21 protein-coding genes and 8 tRNA genes are annotated in these 24,780 nt (G+C 34.0%); 9 read left to right on the forward strand and 20 right to left on the reverse strand.

What is annotated here, in order from left to right; translation table 11 throughout:
• The gene (locus tag GJV85_RS08875; RefSeq protein WP_207561034.1) at positions 1-279 is read right to left on the reverse strand and encodes a hypothetical protein; all 279 of its coding nucleotides are present in this window, start codon (positions 277-279) and stop codon (positions 1-3) included.
• Complete coding sequence (rsmH, locus tag GJV85_RS08880; RefSeq protein ID WP_207561035.1) at positions 276-1,202, reverse strand: 16S rRNA (cytosine(1402)-N(4))-methyltransferase RsmH; 927 nt, start codon at positions 1,200-1,202, stop codon at positions 276-278. The genes GJV85_RS08875 and rsmH overlap by 4 nt, the downstream gene beginning before the upstream one ends.
• A 118-nt stretch (positions 1,203-1,320) precedes the next feature.
• On the opposite strand from rsmH, the gene GJV85_RS08885 reads away from it, so the two are divergent.
• On the forward strand, positions 1,321-2,442 hold the full coding sequence (locus GJV85_RS08885) for a response regulator (RefSeq protein WP_207561036.1): 1,122 nt from the start codon (positions 1,321-1,323) through the stop codon (positions 2,440-2,442).
• A 12-nt stretch (positions 2,443-2,454) separates the two neighbouring features.
• On the opposite strand, the gene GJV85_RS08890 is transcribed toward GJV85_RS08885, so the two are convergent.
• Positions 2,455-3,687, reverse strand: coding sequence for a glutamate-5-semialdehyde dehydrogenase (locus GJV85_RS08890; protein ID WP_207561037.1), 1,233 nt, complete (start codon positions 3,685-3,687; stop codon positions 2,455-2,457).
• Positions 3,688-3,744: 57 nt separating this feature from the next.
• Between GJV85_RS08890 and GJV85_RS08895 the strand changes: the two genes are divergently transcribed.
• Entirely contained in the window at positions 3,745-4,503 is a 759-nt protein-coding gene (locus GJV85_RS08895) for a pyrroline-5-carboxylate reductase (RefSeq protein ID WP_207561038.1), read from the forward strand.
• 42 nt (positions 4,504-4,545) lie between these two features.
• Here GJV85_RS08895 and thrC read toward each other — a convergent pair whose 3' ends face one another.
• Genes thrC through GJV85_RS08930 form a run of 7 tightly spaced genes read right to left on the reverse strand, consistent with a single transcriptional unit; the run spans position 4,546 to position 12,247 of the window.
• Complete coding sequence (gene thrC / locus GJV85_RS08900) at positions 4,546-6,018, reverse strand: threonine synthase (protein ID WP_207561039.1); 1,473 nt, start codon at positions 6,016-6,018, stop codon at positions 4,546-4,548.
• Between the two features lie 51 nt (positions 6,019-6,069).
• A complete protein-coding gene (locus GJV85_RS08905; RefSeq protein WP_207561040.1) occupies positions 6,070-7,299 on the reverse strand; it encodes a murein hydrolase activator EnvC family protein in 1,230 nt (409 codons plus the stop codon).
• The gene (locus GJV85_RS08910) at positions 7,296-8,108 is read right to left on the reverse strand and encodes a cell division protein FtsX (RefSeq protein ID WP_207561041.1); all 813 of its coding nucleotides are present in this window, start codon (positions 8,106-8,108) and stop codon (positions 7,296-7,298) included. The genes GJV85_RS08905 and GJV85_RS08910 overlap by 4 nt, the downstream gene beginning before the upstream one ends.
• Positions 8,095-8,766: a cell division ATP-binding protein FtsE gene (locus GJV85_RS08915; protein ID WP_207561042.1), complete on the reverse strand. Its 672-nt coding sequence runs from the start codon at positions 8,764-8,766 to the stop codon at positions 8,095-8,097. The genes GJV85_RS08910 and GJV85_RS08915 overlap by 14 nt, the downstream gene beginning before the upstream one ends.
• Entirely contained in the window at positions 8,759-9,931 is a 1,173-nt protein-coding gene (gene trmB, locus GJV85_RS08920) for a tRNA (guanosine(46)-N7)-methyltransferase TrmB (RefSeq protein WP_207561043.1), read from the reverse strand. Before trmB ends, GJV85_RS08915 begins: the two co-directional genes overlap by 8 nt.
• Positions 9,931-11,325, reverse strand: a complete 1,395-nt coding sequence (locus GJV85_RS08925; RefSeq protein WP_207561044.1) for a fibronectin type III domain-containing protein — start codon at positions 11,323-11,325, stop codon at positions 9,931-9,933. The genes trmB and GJV85_RS08925 overlap by 1 nt, the downstream gene beginning before the upstream one ends.
• On the reverse strand, positions 11,273-12,247 hold the full coding sequence (locus GJV85_RS08930; RefSeq protein ID WP_207561045.1) for an RluA family pseudouridine synthase: 975 nt from the start codon (positions 12,245-12,247) through the stop codon (positions 11,273-11,275). Before GJV85_RS08930 ends, GJV85_RS08925 begins: the two co-directional genes overlap by 53 nt.
• A 50-nt stretch (positions 12,248-12,297) precedes the next feature.
• Here GJV85_RS08930 and GJV85_RS08935 point away from each other — a divergent pair, with 50 nt between their 5' ends.
• A complete protein-coding gene (locus GJV85_RS08935; RefSeq protein ID WP_207561046.1) occupies positions 12,298-13,410 on the forward strand; it encodes an FtsW/RodA/SpoVE family cell cycle protein in 1,113 nt (370 codons plus the stop codon).
• Here GJV85_RS08935 and GJV85_RS08940 read toward each other — a convergent pair.
• Complete coding sequence (locus GJV85_RS08940; RefSeq protein ID WP_207561047.1) at positions 13,403-15,160, reverse strand: hypothetical protein; 1,758 nt, start codon at positions 15,158-15,160, stop codon at positions 13,403-13,405. The two genes, GJV85_RS08935 and GJV85_RS08940, sit on opposite strands and share 8 nt — an antisense overlap.
• A gap of 133 nt (positions 15,161-15,293) precedes the next feature.
• Here GJV85_RS08940 and GJV85_RS08945 point away from each other — a divergent pair, with 133 nt between their 5' ends.
• Complete coding sequence (locus GJV85_RS08945) at positions 15,294-15,710, forward strand: hypothetical protein (RefSeq protein WP_207561048.1); 417 nt, start codon at positions 15,294-15,296, stop codon at positions 15,708-15,710.
• Positions 15,711-15,720: 10 nt separating this feature from the next.
• Here the strand turns inward: GJV85_RS08945 and GJV85_RS08950 are convergent.
• From GJV85_RS08950 to GJV85_RS08990, 9 genes are all read right to left on the reverse strand, one after another.
• Positions 15,721-15,796: transfer RNA gene (locus GJV85_RS08950), tRNA-Gly, on the reverse strand.
• A 12-nt stretch (positions 15,797-15,808) separates the two neighbouring features.
• A tRNA-Thr gene (locus GJV85_RS08955) sits at positions 15,809-15,885 on the reverse strand.
• A gap of 135 nt (positions 15,886-16,020) precedes the next feature.
• A tRNA-Asp gene (locus GJV85_RS08960) sits at positions 16,021-16,097 on the reverse strand.
• Positions 16,098-16,122: 25 nt separating this feature from the next.
• Positions 16,123-16,198, reverse strand: a tRNA-Val gene (locus GJV85_RS08965).
• Between the two features lie 26 nt (positions 16,199-16,224).
• Positions 16,225-16,300, reverse strand: a tRNA-Glu gene (locus tag GJV85_RS08970).
• A gap of 34 nt (positions 16,301-16,334) precedes the next feature.
• A tRNA-Val gene (locus tag GJV85_RS08975) sits at positions 16,335-16,410 on the reverse strand.
• A 19-nt stretch (positions 16,411-16,429) separates the two neighbouring features.
• Positions 16,430-16,506: transfer RNA gene (locus GJV85_RS08980), tRNA-Asp, on the reverse strand.
• A gap of 24 nt (positions 16,507-16,530) precedes the next feature.
• A tRNA-Lys gene (locus GJV85_RS08985) sits at positions 16,531-16,606 on the reverse strand.
• A gap of 75 nt (positions 16,607-16,681) precedes the next feature.
• Complete coding sequence (locus GJV85_RS08990; protein WP_207561049.1) at positions 16,682-17,770, reverse strand: CinA family protein; 1,089 nt, start codon at positions 17,768-17,770, stop codon at positions 16,682-16,684.
• 112 nt (positions 17,771-17,882) lie between these two features.
• On the opposite strand from GJV85_RS08990, the gene ileS reads away from it, so the two are divergent.
• The 5 genes from ileS (at position 17,883) to gatA (ending at position 24,647) form a co-directional block, all read left to right on the forward strand.
• On the forward strand, positions 17,883-20,645 hold the full coding sequence (ileS, locus tag GJV85_RS08995; RefSeq protein ID WP_207561050.1) for an isoleucine--tRNA ligase: 2,763 nt from the start codon (positions 17,883-17,885) through the stop codon (positions 20,643-20,645).
• 149 nt (positions 20,646-20,794) lie between these two features.
• Positions 20,795-21,448 carry a hypothetical protein gene (locus tag GJV85_RS09000; RefSeq protein ID WP_207561051.1) on the forward strand — a complete coding sequence of 218 codons (654 nt, stop codon included), beginning with the start codon at positions 20,795-20,797 and terminating at the stop codon, positions 21,446-21,448.
• Positions 21,449-21,477: 29 nt separating this feature from the next.
• Positions 21,478-22,128, forward strand: a complete 651-nt coding sequence (locus GJV85_RS09005; protein ID WP_207561052.1) for a hypothetical protein — start codon at positions 21,478-21,480, stop codon at positions 22,126-22,128.
• A 79-nt stretch (positions 22,129-22,207) separates the two neighbouring features.
• Positions 22,208-23,251 (forward strand): PAS domain-containing protein, encoded by a 1,044-nt coding sequence (locus GJV85_RS09010; protein WP_207561053.1) that lies wholly within the window; start codon positions 22,208-22,210, stop codon positions 23,249-23,251.
• 58 nt (positions 23,252-23,309) lie between these two features.
• Entirely contained in the window at positions 23,310-24,647 is a 1,338-nt protein-coding gene (gene gatA, locus GJV85_RS09015) for an Asp-tRNA(Asn)/Glu-tRNA(Gln) amidotransferase subunit GatA (protein ID WP_207561054.1), read from the forward strand.
• Positions 24,648-24,780: the final 133 nt, after the last annotated feature.

Consider the following 24,780-nt stretch of genomic DNA (forward strand, 5'->3'; position numbering starts at 1 on the left):
CTAAAAAAGTGTATCTAAGATTTGGTTTTTAAATTTAATAGACTCTACGGAAGCGCTTATTATTCTATTTTCTTCTTTTAACGTTTCATAAGCAATCTTCTGTTTTGCTATATCTCTACTTTGAAAATAAATCTGCTGAGAGATATAAACTTTAGGAAATGCGAACATAGCAATAAACGTAAGGGTAAGAAGAATGTAAACATAGTAACCAACGTCAAGATTTCTCTTTGCTAAAAGAACTACGTCTATCTCGTCTAAGAGCTCTTCTTTATCACTCATCTCAAGTCCATTTTAAAAATTCTCATTTTTGCGCTTCTGCTTCTTACATTCTCTTTAAGCTCGTCATCTGCCGCCATTAAAGGTTTTTTTGTTACTACCTTTCCTAGTTCATGGTTATTGCCACATGTACATCGAAAAGCTTCACTAGGGCAGATACATGACTTACTCCAGGCAGAAAAGGCCTGCTTTACTATTCTATCTTCTAAAGAATGAAATGATATTATAGCTATTTTCGCTTCACTTAGTTTTGCTTCTTCAATACTCTTTAAAAGTGATTTTAACTCACCAAGTTCGTCATTTACCTCTATGCGAATAGCCTGCATTAAAAGTGTAGCTGGATGTATCTTTTTTCCTCTAGGCATATCATTTTTCAAAGTGTCGCTTAACTCTTTTGCAGAAGAAAATGGTCGGTTTCTCACTATCTCAGAGGCTAGTTTTTTATAGTTGCGAAGTTCGCCATACTCTAATAGTATTTTTTCTAACTCACTAGATGAGTACTCATTTATAACTGTAGCAGCACTTAGTGGAGCATTAACATCCATACGCATGTCAAGGTTTTCGCTCTCATAAGAAAAACCTCTATCCTTTTGGTCTAACTGTAAAGATGAAACGCCAATATCCGCTAAAACACCCTTGATATCTTCCGCGTTATACTCTTTAAGTATCTCTTTTATTACAGCGGAGAAACGCCCTTTTCTTATAGATACTCTATCACCAAATTTACTGAGTCTTTTGGTTGAAAAATCTATGGCTGTTTGGTCTTGGTCTATTGCTATCAGTTTGATATTTTGGTTTGACTCTAAAATCATTGAAGAGTGCCCACCATATCCCATAGTGCAGTCAATAATAATACCCTCTTGAATATCTTCAAAAGTTGCTATTACTTCACGATAAAGTACTGGAATATGGGGAATATTTTGCACAAAAGACCTTAAATTATGAATTTATCGAATTATACACTCTTTTGTATAACAAAACTAATATAAATAATTTAGCTTTAAATCTTTATACAGTATGATAAATAAAAAAATAGGTTGCTCAATGTTCCTTGAATACCAATACGAGATAATAACTGTAATTGTCCTTGTTACTGGATTAATAATCTATTTCTTAACAAAAAAAAAGAGCTCTCCTACTAAAGCATCTCAAAAAGATTTAGAAGAAATAATAATTGATCCCACTGATGAGCCTATCAAAAATGAAGTAACAAACAGTTCAACTTCAGAGCAAGAAGTAGAAGAGCAAAAGAGTGCTCCAGAAAATGAAATTCAAGAAGATTTAAATGGAAGTGAAGAGGGAGATTTTGATCTACAAAAGACTCCAAATAAAGAAGAAAATAAAGAGATAATTCAACAAAAAACTATTCATAAACGTAAAATAATTCCACATGGCAAAATCACAAAACACAGTTTTAAAGAGTTTGCAGGTAAGAGAATACTCGTTGCAGAAGATAATCTCATTAACCAAAAAGTTATTACTGGTCTTCTTGCAGGTAGTGATATAGAAATTATAATTGCCAATGATGGTCAAGAGGCTCTAGACATATTAGAAAATGATTCTGATTTTTCAATGATCTTAATGGATGCGCATATGCCAAGAATGAATGGTTTTGATGCAACAAGAGCAATCCGAGCAAATCCAAACTATGATCACATAGTCGTTGTAGCCCTAAGTGGCGATATAGCTTTAGATGACATTAGAAAAATGCAAGAAGCTGGTATGCAGGAGCAACTACAAAAACCTTTAAGAATGGAATCACTCTATGAGATATTTTATGCTTACTGCACTAAAGAGAAGCACCAATACGGTGACTATGTAGAGGTCATTATGACTAAAGAGCTCAACGGTGACAAAGGTTTAGAGGTGTGTGGTGGAGATGAAGATTTTTATAGAGAAATTTTAAAAGAGTTTATAGACACATATGATAACTCAACGCAAGAGTTAGGAGAACTTCTCCAAAGTGAGAATCTAAAAGCCGCTGATAAACTACTCTTAGATATTATTGGTCTGACTGCAAACATAGGTGCGGAAAATCTACATAAAATTGCAAACTATATTAAAAGCGCTCTTAGCGATACTGAGGAGAAGAGTTATCTAACTCTTGTAGACCAATATAAAATAAGCTTAGACAACCTTATAAAAGATATTAAAGAGTACCTTTAAGTACTCTCTGTTTTATCTCGTCTGTCCACTTCCATAAATCTTAAACTTGTAAGTAGTTAAACCTTCTATTCCCATCGGTCCACGAGCATGAAGCTTGTTTGTACTAATACCAACTTCTGCACCAAAACCAAAAGCACCACCATCCGTAAAACGTGTACTCGCGTTAACGTATACAGCTGCTGCATCTATGGCGTTTAAAAAAGTCTCAGCCGTAGTTATATCTTCAGTTATTATAGCCTCAGAGTGTCCTGATGTAAATCTTACTATATGTTCTATCGCGCCCTCGACTCCATCAACTACTTTAATATTTAGTATGTTAGCTAGATACTCAGTGTCATAATCTTCATCAGTAGCGTTTGCTACTTCGATGATACTTTGAGTGTTTAGACACCCTTTTAGCTCTGTATGAGCTTTATCAAACTCAGCCTTTAGGAGTGGGAGTGCTTTTTTTGCTATAGCACTATCTACAAGTAGTGTCTCCATTGCGTTACAAACGCCAGGGCGCTGTACTTTAGCGTTTATCGCTATGGCAATGGCATTATCTAGCTTTGCATCTCTGTCAATATATGTATGACACTGCCCCTTGTCATGTTTTACCACGCTTACGGTTGCATTGTCACATACATGTTTTATAAGCCCCGCCCCACCACGAGGAATAATCAGATCTACATATTTATCCATTTTAATAAGTTTGTTTACTCCCTCTCTTGATGAGTCGGGAATAAGTGAAACTAACTCTTTTGGCAAAGAGTTTCTCTCTAGTACGGCCTGTAAGACTTTAGCAATAGCTTTGTTAGAGTTTTCTGCCTCTTTTCCACCTTTTAGTACACATACGTTTGAGCTTTTAAAACATAATGCCGCTGTATCGCTTGTAACGTTTGGGCGAGACTCATAGATGATTCCTATAACACCAATAGGGATACTTGTCTTTTCAATTTTAAGTCCATCTTCTGTTATCCAGCCCTCGAGTACTCTTCCAACAGGTTCTTTAAGGCCAGCAATCTCTTCTACTGCTACAGCCATTCCTTCTACTCTACTCTCATCTAGAAAAAGTCTATCCATAAGTGCAGATGTTAAGCTATTTTTTTTACCATCAGCCATATCTAAAGCATTTGCTTCTAAAAGATCCATAGTGTTTGCTCGAAGAGCCTCTGCCATCTCTTTTAATATTCTATTTTTAGCACTACCGCTTAGGGTATTAAAAACCCTACTTGCAGTTTTTGCTTTACTTAAAAATTCTTCCATTTTATTCCCTTGTACTCTAATGATGATATACTATCATAAAAAAATTAAGGCACTTTAATGAAAACTATCACTTTTATCGGAAATGGCAACATGGCACTAAGTATTGCACAAGGTTTAAAAAAGAATTACAAAATAGAAGTAGTTGGAAGAAGCTTAGAAAAACTCAAAAAATTTGAAGAAAAATTAGGGGTAGAAATAGAAAAGCATATAATGGATGGATTTCATATGCAGGATAAAACAGTCCTACTCTGCGTTAAGCCTGCAAACGTTCAAGAGGTATCTAAACTCCTTCAAGGCCAAGCAAGAGTAATCTTTTCAGTACTTGCCGGAACTTCTCTAGAAAAGCTCCGTACAAACTTTAACACTCAAGCAGTTGTACGAACTATGCCAAACCTTGCAGCAAGCGTTAACAGGTCAATGACTACGCTCACTGGCGATATAAACTTTCAAGAAGAAGCAAAGGAGCTATTAGGTGCGATAGGAAGTACAAGATGGTTATCTTCAGAAAAAGAGATAGACATAGCAACGGGACTTGCTGGGAGTGGTCCTGCTTATTTAGCTCTTATTGCTGAAGCGCTTACAGATGGAGCGGTAAAACAAGGTCTTAAACGCGATGACGCCATGGCTATTATGAGAGGTCTTTTTGGTGGCTTTGGTGAGCTAATACAAGATATTCACCCTGCGCTACTAAAAGATGGCGTTATGAGTCCAGGAGGAACAACTGCGGCTGGTTATGGCGCGTTAGAAGATGGAAATGTAAGAAGTGCATGTATGGATGCTATCGAGCAAGCATACAAAAGAGCAAAAGAACTTTAAACCTTCCTACTCCAAAGCTTGCATTTAACGCAAGCTTTACTCTTATAAAAACTTCAATATCTCTTTTTCAATATCTTCTTTTTCTATAATCGTATCTTGTGCTATCTCTTTTGTGAAGAGACCTTTTACCATAGCTGGTATTTCAAGATTAGCGGTTTTAGAGATAGACTCTAACGCGTCTATGTCGTGAGCGTCAACTTCACCCGTCAGTGCGTTTGCTATAACAGGTGAAAACTTCGTCCACTCAGCAGTAGAGTAAGCAATAGTTTTAATATCTGGATTTGAGCAAGTCTCATATGATTTTAAACATGTAGCAGTATGAGGATCCATTAAGTAGCCATCATTTTCAAATGTCTCTTTAATATATTTTTTACCCTCGTCTCCATTACAAAAATCAGCGTCAAAACATTCACGAAGAGTTGAGAGTTCATCTTTGGTAAGCTCATAAGCGTTTTTAGACTCTAAGTCATTCATCAACTCTCTTGTTCTCTTATAACCAAAAAGATCAAAAAGAATTCTCTCTACATTTGATGATTTTAAGATATCCATTGCCGGAGATGTTGTACCAACGACTTCACAATTTCTTAAGTCATATTTTCCATCTTTAATAAGAGTCGTTAAAACATTATTCTCATTTGAAGAGATTATAATTTTTTCAACTGGAAGACCCATTTTCCAAGCATAGTAACCACCAAGCGCGTTTCCGAAGTTTCCACTTGGAACATTTAAGTAAACTTTTTCACCCATAGCAGTCGCGCCTTGACGAACAAGCTCAAGGTAACTGTGAATATGATAGATTATTTGAAATATAATACGACCGAAGTTTACAGAGTTAGCAGCTGAGAGAGAAACATCTTTTTCTTTGAGTGCTGCTTTAAAACTATCTGATGCAAGCAGATGTTTAAGTGCATTTTGAGCATCATCAAAAACACCGTTAATACCTATAACTTTTAAGTTTTTCGCATCCTCTGTTACCATTTGTAAACGCTGAACATCACTTGTTCCACCATCAGGATAAAGGCAAGCAACTTGGACATTAGCACGGTTTTTAAATGTTTCTAACGCAGCGGGACCAGTATCTCCACTAGTAGCTGCCAATATAAGATAATTTTCGTTGCGTTTTTGAGCGATAGAAGAGAGAACAATCCCAAAAGGCTGAAGCGCCATATCTTTAAACGCACGAGTTGGACCGTGATAAAGTTCACTTATATAAAGGTTCTCTTTCACTTTAACAACTGGAACAGGATTACTCTTATCGTCAAACTCATCATAAAGGCTTAATGCTTCATCTATAACATCTGTATCAATATCTATCTCAAAACGAGAGAGCATATCTTTTGCAAGTTCTTTATAAGATGAGTTTAAATGTTTAGTTAAAAACTCTTCACCTAACTCGGGAAGAGTCTCTGGGACATAAAGACCACCAAAAGAAGCTATAGGTGCTAAGATAGCTTGAGAAAAAGTTACACTTTGAGGTCTGTTTTCGTCTATACCGCGAGTCTGAATGAAGTTCATAATTATCTCTATTTTTTATTTTTGAAATTATATCGCTTAAAAATAAATATTCTACTTAAAAAGCCGTATAGGATTTATGTGGTAAGACTTCTGCGTTACTTCAAAAACAAGCTCATCCGCCACTCTTCCTATTGTAAAACCTTTTTTTATCTTAATTCCATTTTTTATATTTGGAGAGATTTGAGAGAGATTTGCATAGATAGTATGAAGACCATTGTTATGTTCGACAATAACTATATTGTTGAGTACTGCAGTTTTATCTGCATATATCACCTTACCATTAAAGACTGTTTTTACTTTTGCATCAGATATCTTTGGTTTCAGGGATATTGACTCATTAAATATTTTGATACCATAAATTGGATCTGTATAAGTGCCATATCCTTTGGTTATCGTATACTCATCCAATGGTGCTATAGTTTTTACACCTCTGTATTTTTTAGTTTTAACGGCTTGATAGCTATTACCATGTTTTTTAACTTTTGGAAGTATTTCCTCTGGGACTTCTTCTATCTTTTTAGCCTCAAATGCTTTTTTTCTTTCTGCTTCTTCTTTGGCTTTATTAATCTCATCTATTTTAACAATATTGAGTTTTGCCAGCGTACTCTTAAGAGTATTTTGTCTACTAAGTAGTACTTTTAACTCTTTTTTATAAGACTCTTTATCTTTTTCAAGCTTTTTTAACGCCTTTTTATTTTCACTCTGTGTCTTAAGTAATTTCTTTCTTTTAGCGTCTATATTTGCTATTGCAACTTCTAAATAGCTAGTTTTTTCATTAAGCGAATCTATATTTTTAGAATTACTAAAAAATGTATCACTTAATTTTTCAGCCTTATTTTTTGACTCTTCAAGCATATTTTTAAGTATTTCAACCTCAATCAAAGAGTTTTCGTTTTCAGTATAATTCTCTTCCAATATAATAGAAAGTGAAACACTTTTTGCAATTACAAATACAAGATCTTCTTCTATCTTCGCTTGCTGTGTTTTTAATTTTGACTGAGATTTTTTCATATCAGAGAGCTGTGAAGTATTAGTTTTATAAGTTTTCTCTTTTAGTGCTAGTTCTTCTTTTAACTTTTTTAAATACTTATTTTGTTTTTTTAGTTGACGTTTTTGTTTTAAAATTGCCTTAGCAGTCTTTGACATTTTCTTGTTTATACGAGAGTAGTTTTTACTATAAGAGCTAAGCTTAGATGCAGTTTTTTTTATTTTTTTATCTGTATCTTCTTTGGCAGCTGAAAAAGTAAAAAGTAAAAAAAGTATAACAACTAAATGCATCATACCTCTTCTTTATGACTCAAAACAATAAAACTCGCTAATATAGTTGATAAAATCATAGCAATACCTAACATAATAATTAAATCCGTCACTGGATCAAATACAATAATTTCTATACCAATATTAGTAAACTGCTCTTTGACCCAATCGTTAGTTGAAATGTATGTGAAAAGAGCAAATGAAAAAGCAGTAGCTATAAAAGCATCAACTATTGCCAGTCTAAAGAGTACAGCTGAACGCAGCCAAGTAGGAGCACCAAATAGGGCCATAATACTCATGCGTTCATTATGTTTGAACTGCCAAATTTTTAGCTCTTTAGAGATAAGTAAAACTGTTACAACTCCAACTAAAAATGCAAATACTGTAATTACTGTTTTGAAAAGCAGTAGTAATTTGTATGTAGTGTCATGACTTCTAGAAAATGTCTCAACTTTAATGATGGATTTATTACGTTGGAGCTCTTTAGTGAGACTATTTATCTCATCAGGGCTTGGATAGTATGAAAGTTTCAACTTGTAAAACTTAGGAAGTGAGAGTTTTAAAAGTTCTATATTTTTTTCTGCTATTCCTGTGTTTAACTTTTTTATAACACTATCGGGACTCAACATTGTAAGGTCGGATATTAGACTGTTTTGGGCAGTTAAGGTAGCTTTATCTAAATTTTTTTGACTTACAACTACTAGGGAGTAGTTATTCGCAAGATTTTCTTTATACGCAGTTATAGACCTATCTACTATTATAAAAGTTTGTAAAGAAAACAGTATACTCAACAGTGCTATAACTAGGGAGAGATGGTTCTTAAGTGACTTCATTTATTCTCCCATACTCTATATGAAAATGCTGATAATCAACTTTCATAGTCTCTGGTATATGGTGGGTTACAACGATAACAGTAGACTTTAGTTGCTCATTTGCACCTTCAAGAAGATTCCAAATAAGTTGTGAAGAGTAATCATCTAGATTTCCGGTAGGCTCATCTGCAAGTATGAGAACTGGATTATGAGAAAGTGCTCTAGCCATTGCTACGCGTTGCTGCTCTCCACCACTTAACTCTTTTGGGTACTTACCTGCTTGATGCTTTAGTCTTACATGCTTTAAGAGTGAGTCTACTTGATTTTGTGTGACACTTTTATCATACCCGCTGATAATGAGAGGAAGCATTATGTTTTTCTCAATTGTCCACTCTTTTACAAGTTTATAATCTTGAAAAACTATTCCCGTATGTTTACGCAAAAGATTGAGTTTAGACTTAGTAACGCCTTTTAGTTCAACACCAGCAACGACTAAACTTCCCTCTACGGGTTTTAGTGCTCCATAAAGAGATTTTAAAAGAGTAGACTTCCCACTACCACTAGCACCTGTAATAAAAACAAAACTTCCAGAGTTAATAGAGAAACTTACTTTGTTGATAATGGTCTCCTCTTTTGAGTAAGAGAGTGATAAATTATCAGCAATAATTACTTTATCCATTTAAAATTCCATCTAAAATTTTATGTGCTTCAAGATTACTTTTTGACTTTAAAGGTAATTCAGGATAGTAAGATACACTGTTTTCTTTAATAATCAAATAAAGATGTTCAGGTCTATCATAGCTACCCATAGATAAACGCAGCATAATACCATCATCCATTTTAAAAGCTCTCTCAAAATGTATAAAACCACCTTCAAATCTATTTGTAGTTTTATGAAGTTTTAATATCTCTTCGAACGAAGATTTTCCTTTAGAAAACTCAAAATTTCCTTCAATATAAAGTGCCTCTGAATCTTCTTCATTTATCATAGTCACATCATAAATATTTTTTTCCATTTTACGCCATCTATCTTCATACTTTGAGACTATGGCAATATCTTTGTTTTTATTAATATGTAAAACCGTTTTGTTAAATGCTATAAAAGTCTCATAGGAGTAAGCATAATAGTTTTCACTGTCTGTACGAAGTTCTAACTGTCCATCTACTTTTAAAGCACGTCTGCACTCTTCTATAAAAGAAGTCGATATCACTCTTCTATGTGGCTTTTTATCCCAAGGAACTGGAAAGTGCACATAAACTTTTCCTACAAGATTAGAAGGTACTAGTTCCATAAAAAGCCTAGCATCATAATCTAAAACTAGGAGATTATCTAAGTTCTGAATACTAACTTGCTTTAAAACTTGCTCAATAGAAGGACGATGAATCTCAATCCCAATAAAAAGTATATCTTTATTATTAGCAGCTTGATGCAGTAGATGACGACCGGAACCAAATCCAACTTCTATACGAACTTCTCTACCAGTAGGAAAATCATTTGCAAAATACTCTATTTTTTTTAGAGCGGTCACCTCTTCTAAATGTATGTTTTTTTGGCCACTTAAAACATTCGAAGCTAAAACATTTAACTCAGCTAAGTTTGCATAAGCGCTAAGTGCACGATGAACATTATGTATTGAGGCTGGACGAGTCAATTTATCTGTCTTGAGTAGGTTTCTATTCTCCTCCTCTTTAACTAAAAGAAAAAAATCTTCCTCTTCAAAACTTACAGCTATTAGTTTCTCTTTATCATTATTTACATTTGTTGCAATAAAGTTAAAAGAGACCCCATTATGCTCGGATGGAAAACTAATCTCATTAAATTTTTCAATGTGTAAATGAGGCATTAAAGTCCACTCAAGTCTAATTCTTCAGGAACAGATATAATATCTTTTGCTTCTTCTTTACTAGCTGCAACTGGCTCAGGGATATACTCAGAAACAACTTCATCTTTTACTTTTTTGATTGGAGCTTTTTGAATCTCAGTAGATTCAGGAGTCACAATTTTAACCTCAACGCTAGCCTCTGATTTTATTTTATTTTCATCTAAGCTATAGACCATATATCGGTACGTACTATCTGGAAGAATGTTTGTATCGATAAAAGTGTTCCCAACTATACCTTCAAACTCTTCTTGCGTTTCATCAAACCAGCCTTTTTTATGCTTTTTTCTAATCACAAACGTTTTTGAACGCGAATCCGTCTTACTCCATTTTAGTTCGATTTTCGAACCTAGAAGTTGAGCTTCTACAATTGCTGGTGCCAAAGGTTTTGGAAGTGTCATACCTGCAATAGAGTTTTTCTCATGCTCACTCTCTAAGTCGTCTTTATCTACAGCACTTACTCTGTAAAAATAACTCCTTCCATCCTCTTCAATTTTATCTATAAAAATATTATTATGGAGTGTAGCAATTAATTCATAACTTCCATCTACTGATTCGCTTCTGTAAAGATAATAAAGTTTAAAATCTTTTGTAGTAGATTCATCCCAATTTATCTGAATTCTCTTTGGAAGGTTAATAGTAGTTTTAATATTTTCTATACTTTTTGGGAGTGCCTTAGTTATCACTTTTACAATTTGACTTGGAGTTGAAATGATTCCATCAAATGTTACAGCACGAAGGCGATACATATAGACATAATTATCGTTAAGTTCATCATCAATAAACTCGGCGTTAAGTCTACCTTTTACAACTGACAACTTACTCCAGGTCTCTTCTTCAAGAGTTTTTCTCTCAACAATATACTCTTTTACTTTTTCATTGATATGTGGTCGCCATATCAGCTTTGCTGTTCTTGGCATACCTGTAATACTGTGAATCCAAGCCACAGATTGCAGAACCGGTAGGGAATTAACAGAGACAATTTGACTCTGCTCACTTTGAGAGTCTTGTGTAAATGTTTTAAACATATAGCTATATTTTGTATCTGGCTCTACATTAGAGTCTACATAATGAGTTTTAAATCTACCCTCAATAGTGTCAGTATGAACTAAACTACTTTGGCCTTCATAAGAAGGTGATTTTTTATAGACATATATACCATTTACTCTAGGGTCTTGAATATTTTTCCATTCAAAAGCTATTGCATTCATATCAGTAATAATACCATTCTGCGTTAACTCTACTATTGGAAGAGTAGTATCTATAACTACTATATCTTCTGGTTTAGGTGAAGTGCCACATCCACTAAGGATCAGCAGTGAAGCTGTCAATAATGTACTTGGTATCCATAACTTCATTTAAACTCTCCATATTAAATTTTTTCTCTAATGCACTCTGCATAATATCATCAAATCCAGCTTGAAAAAACATCTTCTCTTTTGTCGTTGGATGTATGAAGTAAATCATATAAGCATGTAGCAAAATTCGTTCCGACTTATCTACTTTAGGGCTTAACCCATAAATATGATCACCAAGTATATGACGATTAATCGTCTCTAAATGTACACGAATTTGATGAGTACGCCCAGTAAATAGTTTACATGCAATTAGTTGATTTTTTTCATCCTTGCTTAGTGCAAGATTTTTAAACATTGTTTTAGCACTTTTAGAGTGTTCTAATCCACATGACATCTTCAAGCGATTATTTGCACTTCGTCCAATATTACCTTCAATAACGGTAATATCATCTTTAAGTGGAGGAGTCACTACTGCAATGTAATATCTTCCCATACTTTTATCCTGAAGCTGTGCAGATAAAAACTCATGTGCTTCGTTATTTTTGGCCACAACCATAGTTCCACTAGTACCTTTATCAAGTCTGTGAACTATACCGTGGCGTTCTTCTCCACTAATCGTTGAGAGTCGAATACCTTTATGCTTTAGCCAATCAACCAATGTTGCATCTTTTACACTTGGTGCTGGGTGAACTGTCACTCCACTTGGCTTGTTTATAACTAAAATATCCTCATCTTCATAAAGTACTTCCACATCAAAATCGACATCAAGAGCTTTTTGCTGTTTAGCTTCTGGAAACTCTACTCTTACATTTTGATTTGTTTTTAACTTCACGCCTGGACGAGAGACTTTTTTATTATCTACCCAAACACATTCGTGTTTTATTAAAGCTGCTACTTGTGAACGAGTTTGCCCAATTTGAGCAGCAAGAAAAACATCTAAACGCTCTGCATTTTCACAAATATACTCTTTTACATCTCTCATTTATCTACCTTTATGTTACAATCATACAATTTTATTTTGGAGTTACAAACTTGTGGAGATTTGATAAGGGTATTTTATCACAATTTGACTTCTTTTCTATCATTCTTATAATTCCCCTAATTATTACTTCAAACTGGCTAATTGGTGAAGTTGTGCCTGCTCTTGCACAAAAGCAAGTTGCCTATGTTGGTATCGCGTTTATTGCATTTTTGGTCGTCTTTTTTTTGCCCATTAGAAGGATGAGTTGGCTTATACCTTTGATATATTGGGGAAATATTGGACTACTCTTAGCTGTAGAATTTTTCGGTCATGCTCGCCTTGGTGCACAAAGGTGGATAAATATCCCTTTTATAAACGCCACTATACAGCCCTCAGAATTCGTAAAACCAGCACTTATTTTAATGCTTGCTTATCTTATCCATAAGAACCCTCCACCACTCCAAGGCTATAGGATTAAAGAGTTTGCAAAAATAAGTTTTTATATATTACTTCCCTTTATCCTTATAGCAAAAGAACCCGATTTAGGTACTGCTCTTGTTTTACTACTTATCGGCTATGGAACTCTCTTTTTTATAGGAGTACATTGGAAGATAGTCGCGAGTATTGCTACCATAGCTATTCTTTTAATTCCAATATCATACAAGTTTATACTTCATGATTATCAAAAGGTTAGAATACAAGACTTTTTAAGTGAAAAGCCCTCTTATCATGTACAACAATCAATCATTGCAATAGGTTCAGGCGGATGGAGTGGAAAAGACAAAGAGAATGCAACGCAGACTCAAATGCGTTTTTTGCCTATTGCAACAAGTGATTTTATCTTTGCCTTTGTAGTTGAGAGGACTGGTTTTTTAGGAGCTCTTGCACTAATATCTCTTTATGCGGTGCTCATTCTACATCTTTTAAGTTTAGCGATCTTTAACAAAGATTATTACATCAAGGTAGTAAGTGTCTCCATCTCATTTATGATTTTTATATATATGGGAGTAAATATATCAATGACTATTGGGTATGCACCAGTAGTGGGTGTCCCTTTACCAATGTTTAGCTATGGAGGAAGTAGTTTTTTTAACTTTATGATACTCTTTGCCATCATGCAAAACCTTATTACCTTTCGATATAAAGATATGTATGACAATCGAGGAACAAAAAGTTTTATGTAGCCTGTGACTCTATAAGTGACTGAACATTTTGTGCAACAAGTCTAGGGGATGCTCCCCCTGGTATTAATTTACTTATTGAGACTATGTTTAATGCAGGTTTATTACCTATGAGTATAATGTTAGGAATAGATAAAATATTTTTTTGATAGATATTTAAAAACTTTTCAACTCTTACTTTTTGAAGGACCTCTTCTACTACTAAAATTTTAACACTATTAGTCATAGCCCATTTAATTGCGGCTTTTTCATCTATAAACGATTTTATGTCAAGAGATTTATCCATTGTCTTAATAGCACTTTCATACTCCATCGCTTCTTGAGCAGATGCGGTAACTACCATTATATAATCTTTATGCACTGAGACTAAGTAGTCATAAAGTTCAAAGAGTTTTTGAGTATCTCCTGTTGCCTTATACTCATCTTGTGTACTCAAAAAATATTTGAGATAAGTTTTCGTATTGAGCTCACCATGAATTGAAGAGTCTCTAAAGTGTGCTTTAACAGCTTTAGATGTTTTTGCTTGCATCCACTGCTGTGCATCAAAGAAATAAGCTTGAGCGTTTAAGATATCCACTAAATCATCTTGGTGTTTTTGGGCTTCAACAGAGAAAAGAGCATAAAAGTCTTCCCTATATTCTGCTTCAAAATCTTTTAACAGTATTAAGTCTTGTTTATACCTCTCATCAAGCTCTGCCATCATATGTACAACATCAACATAGGCACCATTTAGTGATTTGAGTTCCTCTTTTAAAAGTGTAAATTGTTCAGTTTTTATAACTTTTTCAAGCTCTTGCTTTTTAACATTACGAACGCCACCAATAACTTTCTCACTATTTTTCAACTGCTTTAACTTAGTTATCAGTGCTTCTGCACCATCTTTTATCTTTTGATACTCTGCTTGAGATGATAAAAAAACCTCTTCATATGCTAAATGAGGGTATTTAACTTTTCTTTTAAAACCATCATATACTTTACCCATAGTTTTTAAATCATCACTCAACATTCTAATTTTAGGTGTAATAATATTAATGTCTATATCTATCAAATTGTTATATGTTGTCCAAAGAAATCTTCTTGCAATAACATAATCAAGTCGTCCACTCACTTTTTTATAATTTTTTCTTATATCTATATTATGTTGTATTGTGTCAAAATAGTTTTTTACAGCTGTATTAATATTTAAAGTATTGGTAATACTTTCTGGTCTCTCTTTTTCTAACTCTTCGTTTATTTCATCAATAATCTCCACAGAGGGTTCTAATTCAAAGTGCTCTTCTTTATTTTCCTCTTCGTTTGTGAGTTTATCCTCATCAGGTAGAGTTTCACTCCTATCATCATCCGCTTCTTCTAAAAACTCTTCTTCGTATTCATCTTCTTCTGATTCAGTTGAAAGAGCTTCTTGATTTTCACTTGTATGTTCACCATCATGATTAAGAGCATTGGTCGTTTCTATTGTCTGAGTTGTATGATTTTCGTCTATTTCACTTTTATCTTCTGTCTCTTGTTGATCAACTTCTACTTGGTCTGAACTATCAGACTCTGCTTGTTCTTGCAATATTTCGGCACTCTCTTTAGAGATAATGTTGAAAGCTTCACCCTCAATATAATCAAAAACAACTTCTAAACCCGTAGTAGGCATTACATCAAAATCATCCCAGTTTTGGACACTAAATACTATTTTTTTTCTTTCTTGTGTGATGATAATTCCATTGCCATCAGATGTGTTAAAAAAGAGAGTTTTACCATTCATATTCATGCACTGAGTATATCTAAAATAATTTATATTAGTGATAAAAAGAGGCTATTGTTACAGTTAAAATAAAAAAATATAATAAAATTAATGATAAAAGAAGTTATAATATCTTTATAAAAGAGGAATAATCATGAATGCAAATATTCGCAATAGACTAAATATAGAGATTAAAAAAGCCTACTATGTTTTTACAAGATATAAATCACCATGTACTTTTGCTATTTTATATCATGAAGAGGAGTTGCATGTAGCAAAGCTTGGAGAATTTGTAAGAATTTCAGATCATTTACTAAAAGTAGATGATAATCATTATTTTATAAACTTTGCATTTACTGAACAAAATGGTGCATTTAAAGCATCTCAAAATTTAATTTTATACCTTGATAAACATTTCAACAATAGAACATCTTGTATTGCTGTAGACACATTCGATTCAACACACTCATCAACAATTGTAATAAATAGACTTATGCAAATTCTTCAGGAGATTAAAAAAGATCCTTATTCAAGAATAGAAGATGAAAATATTTTAAATGGACTTGTATAATTAAATTGGGTGGAGCGGGTGAAGGGATTCGAACCCTCGACAGCCTGCTTGGAAGGCAGGAACTCTAGCCACTGAGTTACACCCGCATGTTTTTTTAATGGTGCTGACACGAGGATTCGAACCCCGGGCCTGTTGATTACAAATCAACTGCTCTAGCCAACTGAGCTATGTCAGCAAAAATGACTCATTTAATTGTAACTTTGAATATATTTATAGATATCTTATTTTTGAATTTGTTGTGCTTAAAAATAAGGCGAAGCATAGTGCACTATATGAGTCTAATTTTTAAGTGCAAATAATTAAAAAGAAGTGGCGCGGTGGACGAGACTCGAACTCGCGACCCCCTGCGTGACAGGCAGGTATTCTAACCAACTGAACTACCACCGCGCATATAATAAAAAGTACTTTAAAATGGTGGGCATTACTGGACTCGAACCAGTGACATCTACCTTGTAAGGGTAGCGCTCTACCAACTGAGCTAAACGCCCATTTTAAAATCTGTAACACCAAATTTTGGCGACCCCTAAAGGATTTGAACCTCTGTTCCTACCATGAAGTGATAGTGTCCTTGGCCACTAGACGAAAGGGTCACTGTACTTTCACAAACGAAAGGTTTGTTAACAATGGTGGGCATTACTGGACTCGAACCAGTGACATCTACCTTGTAAGGGTAGCGCTCTACCAACTGAGCTAAACGCCCAAAGATAAACTAAAACATATGGCGCGGTGGACGAGACTCGAACTCGCGACCCCCTGCGTGACAGGCAGGTATTCTAACCAACTGAACTACCACCGCATATATAGTGTTTTAATTTAAAAATGGTGTCCTGTGATGGATTCGAACCATCGGCCACATCATTAAAAGTGACGTGCTCTACCAGCTGAGCTAACAAGACATTTTGTCTCTTAATCTTAAGAGGTCGAAATTATAGACAAATAGGTCTTAGATGTCAAGATAATTAATGCTAAATTTAGAAAAAAGTCTCTTTGTCTATGAGAAGAAGCATTTTTACAGCATATAGAACTGTTTGACTCTGCACATAATTTCTATCTCCATGAAAATGGAGATGTTCTTCTTCATGTACTTCTTTACTTCTAACACCTATATATACAGTGCCTACAGGTTTTTCAGTAGTACCTCCGGTATCTCCAGCAATTCCACTTACAGAAAGTGCATAGTCAGCCCCACTTACACTTATGCAGCCTTCACTCATTTCTCTAACAACTTCCTTACTTACCGCTCCATTTTCTTCTATTACACTATGTGAAACTGCAAGCCAATTCTCTTTTAAAGAGTTTGAGTAAGTAACTAAAGAGCCATCAAGAATTTTTGAAGCACCATTTTCTTTTGTAAAATAATAACTAAGTAAGCCTCCCGTACAACTTTCAGAAAAAGTAATTTTTTTTGAGGATGCTGAGAGTTTTTCAATGATATACAAGACGATATTTGAAGATGGAATTAACTTTTTAGGAAGTAACTTTTTTGCACCATGAATGAACTTAGAGATATCTCCATATTTTTTGCTAAATATGTCCACCCTAAGCCAACCTTCCACTTGAAGCGTTACGTCAAATTGCACTTCATATGTTTGCGCTATTGGATTAAGTATAGTTATAAGATCTTCTTCTGCTTCTTCAAATACGTGTATAGTCGCTTTAGTGCTAGTCGCTTGAAGTAACAGTTGAGGAAGACTTTCACCTTCATCTATTTGCAGTACGTTTACTATTGAATTGTTATATTCGAGCAAGTAACTTCTATCTTCAAACAGAGAGGCTTTTTGAGGTATGAGCATTCCCTCTCTTAGTATTTGACTATCACTTGTAGCTGTACATATAAGTTTGCCTACTGTAGAGAAGTTTTTCTTTGTTGATATTATAATTATTTGATCACTTGAATTAAGCTCTTCTTCTAGATATAAAAAAAGTGAACTATCACTTGCTTTAAAATACGTTATTGAGTTTATAAATTCACTCTCATTCTCAATTTTACGGAGTATATACTCTCGCAGTGATCTGTTATAAATAAACTTATTCCCGATAAATATTAGATGTAACTTCATAGTTATTTTCAGCCTTGTACATAGTCTTTTCTTGGCTTATTATATCACTTTTATAAGCTTTTAAACACATAAGAGATATAATCCAAAAATTTTATACACTTTTGAGGCACAGATGGATTACAAAGATACACTACTTTTACCTACTACTAGTTTTGAGATGAGAGGCAATCTTCCAAACAAAGAACCTTTGAAATATGCTTCTTGGGATGAAAAGAAAATTTACGAAAAAATGAAAAAAAATCGTAAAGACGCGCCTAGTTTCACCCTTCATGATGGACCTCCATATGCAAATGGACATATTCATATTGGTCATGCACTCAACAAAGTACTTAAAGACATTATCATTAAGCATAACTATTTTAATGGTAAATCAGTTCGTTTTACTCCAGGTTGGGATTGTCATGGTCTACCAATAGAGCAACAAGTTGAAAAAAAACTTGGTGGTAAGCAAAAAAAAGAGCAACTTGAAACTGCTCAAATTAGAAAACTATGTCGTGAGCATGCTGCAAAATTTGTAGATATCCAAAGAGACGAGTTTAAACAACTGGGAATAATCGCTGATTGGAAAAACCCTTATGTAACGATGGACTTCAAATTTGAAGCAAATATCTATAGAACTCTTTGTGGAGTAGCAAAAAAGGGACTTTTGATAGAGCGTTCAAAACCTGTTTTTTGGTCTTGGGCTGAAAGAACCGCTCTTGCTGAAGCTGAAGTAGAGTATGAAGACAAAGAGTCTCACTCAATCTACATCGCGTTTGAACTGAGTGATGAAGCTAAAGCTAAACTAGGAATAGAGGGAAAAGCCGCTCCTATTATCTGGACAACAACGCCATGGACTATCCCTGCCAATACTGGTATCTCGCTAAACCCAGATGAAGAGTATATTCTTACAACTGACGGATTTATAGTTGCTAAAGAGCTTTTTGAAGCTTCAAAAGAAGAGGGATTATTTACAGGTAGTATCTCTAAAACGTTTAAAGCGACAGAGTTTGAAAACCTAGAAGCGATCAATCCACTCAATGGTAGAACTTCACGTATAATTCTTGGTGAACATGTTTTAGTAGACAATGGTACAGGCTGTGTTCATACTGCACCTGGTCATGGTGAAGATGATTACCGTATTGGCCTTGTGTATGATTTAGAAGTTGTTATGCCAGTTGATGAAACAGGATGTTATGACAACACTATCGTTCGTGAAAAACTCATTCCAAACGCCGAAGATTTTGTGGGCCGTCATATCTTTAAATCGAATGATGATTTAATCGAACTAATGGGAGACGCAGTAGTAAAAGTTGGCAAATTTACTCACTCATACCCACACTGTTGGCGTTCACATACTCCACTTATCTTTAGAGCTACAAAACAGTGGTTTATATCCGTTGATGAAAAACCTGCAGAGCAAGACAATACGCTAAGAGACATCGCGTTAAGCGAGATAGAAAAAACTCTTTTCGTTCCCGAGACTGGAAGAAATAGACTCAAATCTATGGTAGAAAACCGTCCTGACTGGTGTATATCTCGTCAACGTGATTGGGGTGTGCCAATAGCGTTCTTTAGAGTTAAAGCTACTGACGAAGTTATACTTGATGAGAAAGTTTTAAACTACGTCGCTATGATATTTGAGATGCAAGGAAGTGACGCCTGGTACTCAATGCCTACAGAAATGCTTCTCTATCCTGGAGCTGGTTACAAAGCTGATGAAGTTGAAAAAGTAACAGACATCTTAGACGTATGGTTTGACTCTGGTTCAACTTGGAATAGCGTTTTAAAATCTCGTAACTATGATGCTGGTAAATACCAAGCCGACTTATACGTAGAGGGAAGTGATCAACATCGTGGTTGGTTCCAATCTTCACTCTTTCTATCTGCCGCAGTTGAGCATAAAGCGCCATATAAAGGCGTTTTAACTCACGGTTTTACTGTTGATGACAAGGGCGAGAAAATGTCCAAGTCAAAAGGCAATGTTATAGCGCCTGATAAAGTACTCAAAGAGTACGGAAGTGAAATCCTGCGTTTATGGGTTGCTTCATCTGATTATCAAGGTGATTTAAAAATCTCTCAAGGAATTTTAAAACAGATATCTGAGAACTATAGAAAACTTAGAAATACTTTTAGAATTATGCTTGCAAATATAAATGACCTTGAAACACTTACTCCCTACGAAGAGATGGGTGAACTTGATAAGTGGATTTTAAATGTTTCTAAAAATACGTTTAATGAAGCTCATAAATCATTTTCAGAGTATAACTTTGTTCATGGAATGAGTACACTTAACAACTTTATAGCAAATGAGCTGAGTGGTATGTATATAGATATGACAAAAGATTCTCTTTACTGTAATGAGAAAAATGGCTCACGTCGTAAAGCAAGTCAAAGTGCAATGGCAATCATCACAAAATCTTTACTTCTTTTAATGGCTCCTATTTTAACTTATACGGCTGATGAGATAGTTGAAAATGCTCCAGCTATCATTAAAGGTGATGCTGAAGATATCTTTGACATGGTTTATTCAGAGATTGAAGTGGGTGAGACAGACTTCGACGCTGAGTATATGGTCAAAGCTCGTGAAGGCTTTGGCTCAGTCGTAGATGGACTTAAAAAAGAAAAAGTCATCAAAAGCACTCTTGAATTAGTTATATATACTGAATCTAAAGTAACCCTATCGCTTGACCCGGCCGATGCTGAAGATTGGTTTGTGGTATCTGGCATCATTGAGGATAAATCTGACATAGAAGCTCTTGGAAGTTTTAAAGTCGATGACGAAACATTTATAGTAGCTAAAGCTAGTGATTTTAAATGTCCAAGATGTTGGAAGTTCCAGGCTAAAAAGGAAGAGTGTACATGTGCAAGATGTGAAGAGGTTGTGAGTGCCTAACGTCTCAGAACCTGTAACGATAGAATTTATTGGAGCTTCGATAGCTCTAATATTTATTATGGTTGGCGTGGGAATATTCTTAGTTAAAAAATTTAAAAACTAACAACCTCCTTTGCATAAAAAATTATTATACAAACAAAGGTTTTAAAATGCAAACTATTATTCAAGATCTTAAAAATGCTCTTAAATCTAATCAACCACTTGAAGAGTACTTAAACAAAAATTCCAAATACACTTGGCAGAAAAACTATCCTATAGCGATAGTACATGAATATACTCGAGTAAAAGAACCTGACACCTTAGCAAAAATGAATGAGTTGTACTTTTTTGGCGATGATGGTTTTTCTCAGGATATGTACACACCAAAAATGATTGAATTTTTAAATATGCAAGCTCCACAATACATAAAAAATGCTTCTTTACTTTGTTATGATGGACCATTAGAACATGCTTGTACTTTTAAAGAAAAATTTCCACATGATAAATGGAAAAAAGTCCTTAATAATCATAACTTCAAAGCTACAGTTGAGATTTCAAACTTTGATTCTAATGCATCTATTATGGAGATAGAGACTGAGCTACGTGATTTTATGCGCAGCAGAAAAGAGATTCCGTCTTTGAAAAAAATCGCTTTTGTATGGATAGTTACTCTGCCAAATACAACTGATATTACACAAATTATGGAACATTACTTTTTAGATAATTATGCGAGTATTACAGATGAAAATACTACAACTTATATTGGCTGGAATGAAATTTTGAACAATATAAACTTACGTTATTTTGTCGTAACGCCAAAATAATGTAAGTTAAGATGTAAAAGGCAAAATATATGAAAAAAATCATATCTGACATACATAATGCTGAGCAGAACAGTAGAAAAACAATTGAATTTTTAATTCAAAACAGTTCATGGAGTTGGATTGGAGAGTATCCTATTTCAATTGTAAATGAAATCAGTAGAATTACAAATGAAGAAGATCTAAAAAATTTAGAAAAAATAAACTTTTTTGATGCGGAGGGATTTTCTAAAAATAGTTATTCACCAAAAGAGATAGAGTACCTAATTCAGGATGTTCCCTCTGCAATCAAAACGGCTTACTGCCTTTGCTTAAAAAAGAAACCTGCTGGTAATTACATCTTTAAAGAAAAATCACAAAACGATCATTGGAAAAAAGTCACCGATGAGCAAAACTTTGAAGCTTTAGTTGAGTCTACAAAATTTAAAGACTCAGATAGCGTTAAGGTTATTGAGAACGCATTGCGAGACATCATGCAAGGCGCAAAAGATATACCTTCACTAAAGAACATAGGTTTTGCATGGATTGTCACAGTTCCTAAAACTACAAATGTAGAAGCTATATTAAATCATTATTTTTTAGATAATCATATATTTATAGAAAAGGGAAGAAAAATTACCTATATTGGATGGGCTGATAAACTCGTAGATATTAATATGAGAACCTTCGCTAATAATCCTTAAATTTAAAATAAAAGTCCTATAAAGAAATATCAAATATATAAATGATACAATATTTCATACATACTATTTAGGTTGCATTATGAAACAACAAGAGCTCGTGTTTGATTTTATTAATACTCTATCTTACCCTGTTGTACTAGTTACTCAAGAACAAGAAGATGCAGAGTATATAGTTTCATATTCTAATCAAAAAATGAAAAATATTTTAAATCATAAAGAGTCTTTAGAACCTCAACTTCCGAGTAGTTTTCTTGAGATTTTAGACTCTCATAAAGAAGAAATTGATGCAAATGGTATCATGGTCAATAATATTGAGTTCTCAGATAAATTTTACAATATTAATATTATTAAAAATTTAAATCATATTTTAATAACTTTTATAGAAATTGAAATGGAGAACCTATTTGAGAGCATTACTTTTAAAGATATAGGAAGTGCATGTAGTGCAATGATTGTTGTTCTTAATGATAAAGGAGAACTTGTAGATGCAAATGAATGCTTTTTAGCTTTTGTTGGAATAAAAAAAGAGGAAGTACTCTTTAAGAATTTTTTTCAATCTTTCATTCCAGGTAGTGTTGAGCAGTTAAATCAGCATTTTTCAAAACTATTGGAAAATGATACTAACAATAACCATTTTGTTACACCTCTTAAAGATATAAATGGAGATGGATATAGAATTAATTGGCAAGTATCTAAAATGGTAAGACAAAATCAAAACTTTATCATAGCAGTTGGAAGTGATATTAGCTCACTCATAGAACAGAGTAATAATTTTAAAGAGAAGCTAGATAGTATAAAAGTTGGTTTTGAGTACTTTCCTTTTGCTGTAGGGTATATGAACTCAACTGGTACATTTACTACAATAAATAAAAAATTCATGAAAATGTTTCATATAAAAGATGAAAATGCTCATATAGATTTTAATCAGATACCTTTTTTCAAAAAAAATATCGACTTTGATCAAATGAGTGAAAATATTAAACTTATAAAAGAACTTAGTTATAAAGTAAAATATCCAACTAAAAATAAAGTTCTAAATATTAGTGTTGACATAAGGATGTTAAGTGGCAAAAAAGAGTCATCAAAGCTCTATATTGTAGTAGCTCATAAAATTAAGTCTTAAGTAAAAAGACATACATTTGGATATAATATATTTATAATTTTAAAAGATAGGAAATTTAGTGATTACATTAAAAGAAGCACTACAACTAAGTAAAGAAGAGTTAAACAAATTTAAAGATGAACTAAAAGCTAAAATAGAAGCTAATCCCGACCTTAATGCATATATTGATGTAAATAATGTAGGTGATGGTATTCCAATCGCTATAAAAGATAATATACAAGTTAAAGATTGGTCAATTACGTCTGGATCAAATATACTCCAAGGCTATATCGCTCCATATAATGCAACTGTAATTGAAAAAATGATTCAAGCAGGCCTAAGCCCTTTTGGTAGAACAAATATGGATGAGTTCGCTATGGGCTCAACTACTGAGACTAGTTTTTATGGTAAAACACTAAACCCTATAAATAAAGAGCATGTACCTGGTGGAAGTTCTGGAGGAAGTGCGGCTGCAGTTGGTGCTGGACTTGCCATTGCTGCACTTGGAAGCGATACGGGAGGATCTATCCGTCAGCCTGCTGCTTATTGTGGAATAGTTGGGATGAAACCAACTTATGGAAGAGTATCGCGTTACGGACTTGGTGCCTATGCATCATCACTAGATCAGATTGGCCCAATGACTCAAAATGTTGAAGATGCTGCAATTTTATATGACATCATTAGCGGTAGTGATGAAAAAGACTCTACAAATGCAATGAAAGACGATAAGGTTTGTGAAAATCTAAATGCACAGAGGAAACTTACTATCGCCGTACTTCCAAAGTATCTCGAAAAAGCTTCCGATGATGTTAAAGAGGCATATGCTAAAGCAATAGAAGCTCTCAAATCTCAGGGTCATACCATAATAGAACGCGAGATGATGGATGCTAAGTTTGATATCTCAGCTTACTATATCACTGCGACGGCTGAAGCTACAACTAACCTTGCTCGTTATGATGGTATCCGCTATGGTAACCGTGTTGAAGGAAAAAATCTTGAAGATACTTTCATACAAACACGAAGTAATGGTTTTGGGGATGAAGTTAAACGCCGTATTTTATTAGGTAACTTTGTATTAAGTAGTGGTTACTACGAAGCTTACTATGTAAAAGCACAAAAAACAAGACACATCATCAAAGATGCTTATGCGAAAATATTTGAAGATGTAGACTTAATTCTCTCACCTATTGCACCAGGTGTTGCACCAAAATTTGGCGAACTAGCGACACCAATGGATATGTATTTAAGTGACATTTATTCAATTTCAGTGAATCTTGCCGGTCTCCCTGCCCTTTCACTTCCAATAAGTAAAAATGCAGATGGAATGCCTGTTGGATTGCAACTCATCGCTGCACCATATAATGAACAAACGCTTTTTGATGGCTCACTCAGTTTAGAAAAAGCAATCAACTCTTAAATACTTTACTCTCAAAGCTATTTGGGAGTTATTAAAAAGGATTTCAAATTCTTTATACTTTCATTCATACTATTCATATCTTTTCAGTTTTTATTTACGGTGGCTTTTTATTTGTAGATATTCTATTTTTATC

Origin of the sequence: Sulfurimonas aquatica, from assembly GCF_017357825.1 — a bacterium.
Taxonomy (GTDB): domain Bacteria; phylum Campylobacterota; class Campylobacteria; order Campylobacterales; family Sulfurimonadaceae; genus Sulfurimonas; species Sulfurimonas aquatica.

Bases quoted from the DNA above. Each gene is read 5' to 3' on its own strand.
- GJV85_RS08875 (WP_207561034.1), bottom strand. From the start codon at position 279: ATGAGTGATAAAGAAGAGCTCTTAGACGAGATAGACGTAGTTCTTTTA.
- GJV85_RS08885 (WP_207561036.1), top strand. From the start codon at position 1,321: ATGTTCCTTGAATACCAATACGAGATAATAACTGTAATTGTCCTTGTT.
- GJV85_RS08890 (WP_207561037.1), bottom strand. From the start codon at position 3,687: ATGGAAGAATTTTTAAGTAAAGCAAAAACTGCAAGTAGGGTTTTTAAT.
- GJV85_RS08895 (WP_207561038.1), top strand. From the start codon at position 3,745: ATGAAAACTATCACTTTTATCGGAAATGGCAACATGGCACTAAGTATT.
- thrC (WP_207561039.1), bottom strand. From the start codon at position 6,018: ATGAACTTCATTCAGACTCGCGGTATAGACGAAAACAGACCTCAAAGT.
- GJV85_RS08905 (WP_207561040.1), bottom strand. From the start codon at position 7,299: ATGATGCATTTAGTTGTTATACTTTTTTTACTTTTTACTTTTTCAGCT.
- GJV85_RS08910 (WP_207561041.1), bottom strand. From the start codon at position 8,108: ATGAAGTCACTTAAGAACCATCTCTCCCTAGTTATAGCACTGTTGAGT.
- GJV85_RS08915 (WP_207561042.1), bottom strand. From the start codon at position 8,766: ATGGATAAAGTAATTATTGCTGATAATTTATCACTCTCTTACTCAAAA.
- trmB (WP_207561043.1), bottom strand. From the start codon at position 9,931: ATGCCTCATTTACACATTGAAAAATTTAATGAGATTAGTTTTCCATCC.
- GJV85_RS08925 (WP_207561044.1), bottom strand. From the start codon at position 11,325: ATGAAGTTATGGATACCAAGTACATTATTGACAGCTTCACTGCTGATC.
- GJV85_RS08930 (WP_207561045.1), bottom strand. From the start codon at position 12,247: ATGAGAGATGTAAAAGAGTATATTTGTGAAAATGCAGAGCGTTTAGAT.
- GJV85_RS08940 (WP_207561047.1), bottom strand. From the start codon at position 15,160: ATGAATGGTAAAACTCTCTTTTTTAACACATCTGATGGCAATGGAATT.
- GJV85_RS08945 (WP_207561048.1), top strand. From the start codon at position 15,294: ATGAATGCAAATATTCGCAATAGACTAAATATAGAGATTAAAAAAGCC.
- GJV85_RS08990 (WP_207561049.1), bottom strand. From the start codon at position 17,770: ATGAAGTTACATCTAATATTTATCGGGAATAAGTTTATTTATAACAGA.
- ileS (WP_207561050.1), top strand. From the start codon at position 17,883: ATGGATTACAAAGATACACTACTTTTACCTACTACTAGTTTTGAGATG.
- GJV85_RS09000 (WP_207561051.1), top strand. From the start codon at position 20,795: ATGCAAACTATTATTCAAGATCTTAAAAATGCTCTTAAATCTAATCAA.
- GJV85_RS09005 (WP_207561052.1), top strand. From the start codon at position 21,478: ATGAAAAAAATCATATCTGACATACATAATGCTGAGCAGAACAGTAGA.
- GJV85_RS09010 (WP_207561053.1), top strand. From the start codon at position 22,208: ATGAAACAACAAGAGCTCGTGTTTGATTTTATTAATACTCTATCTTAC.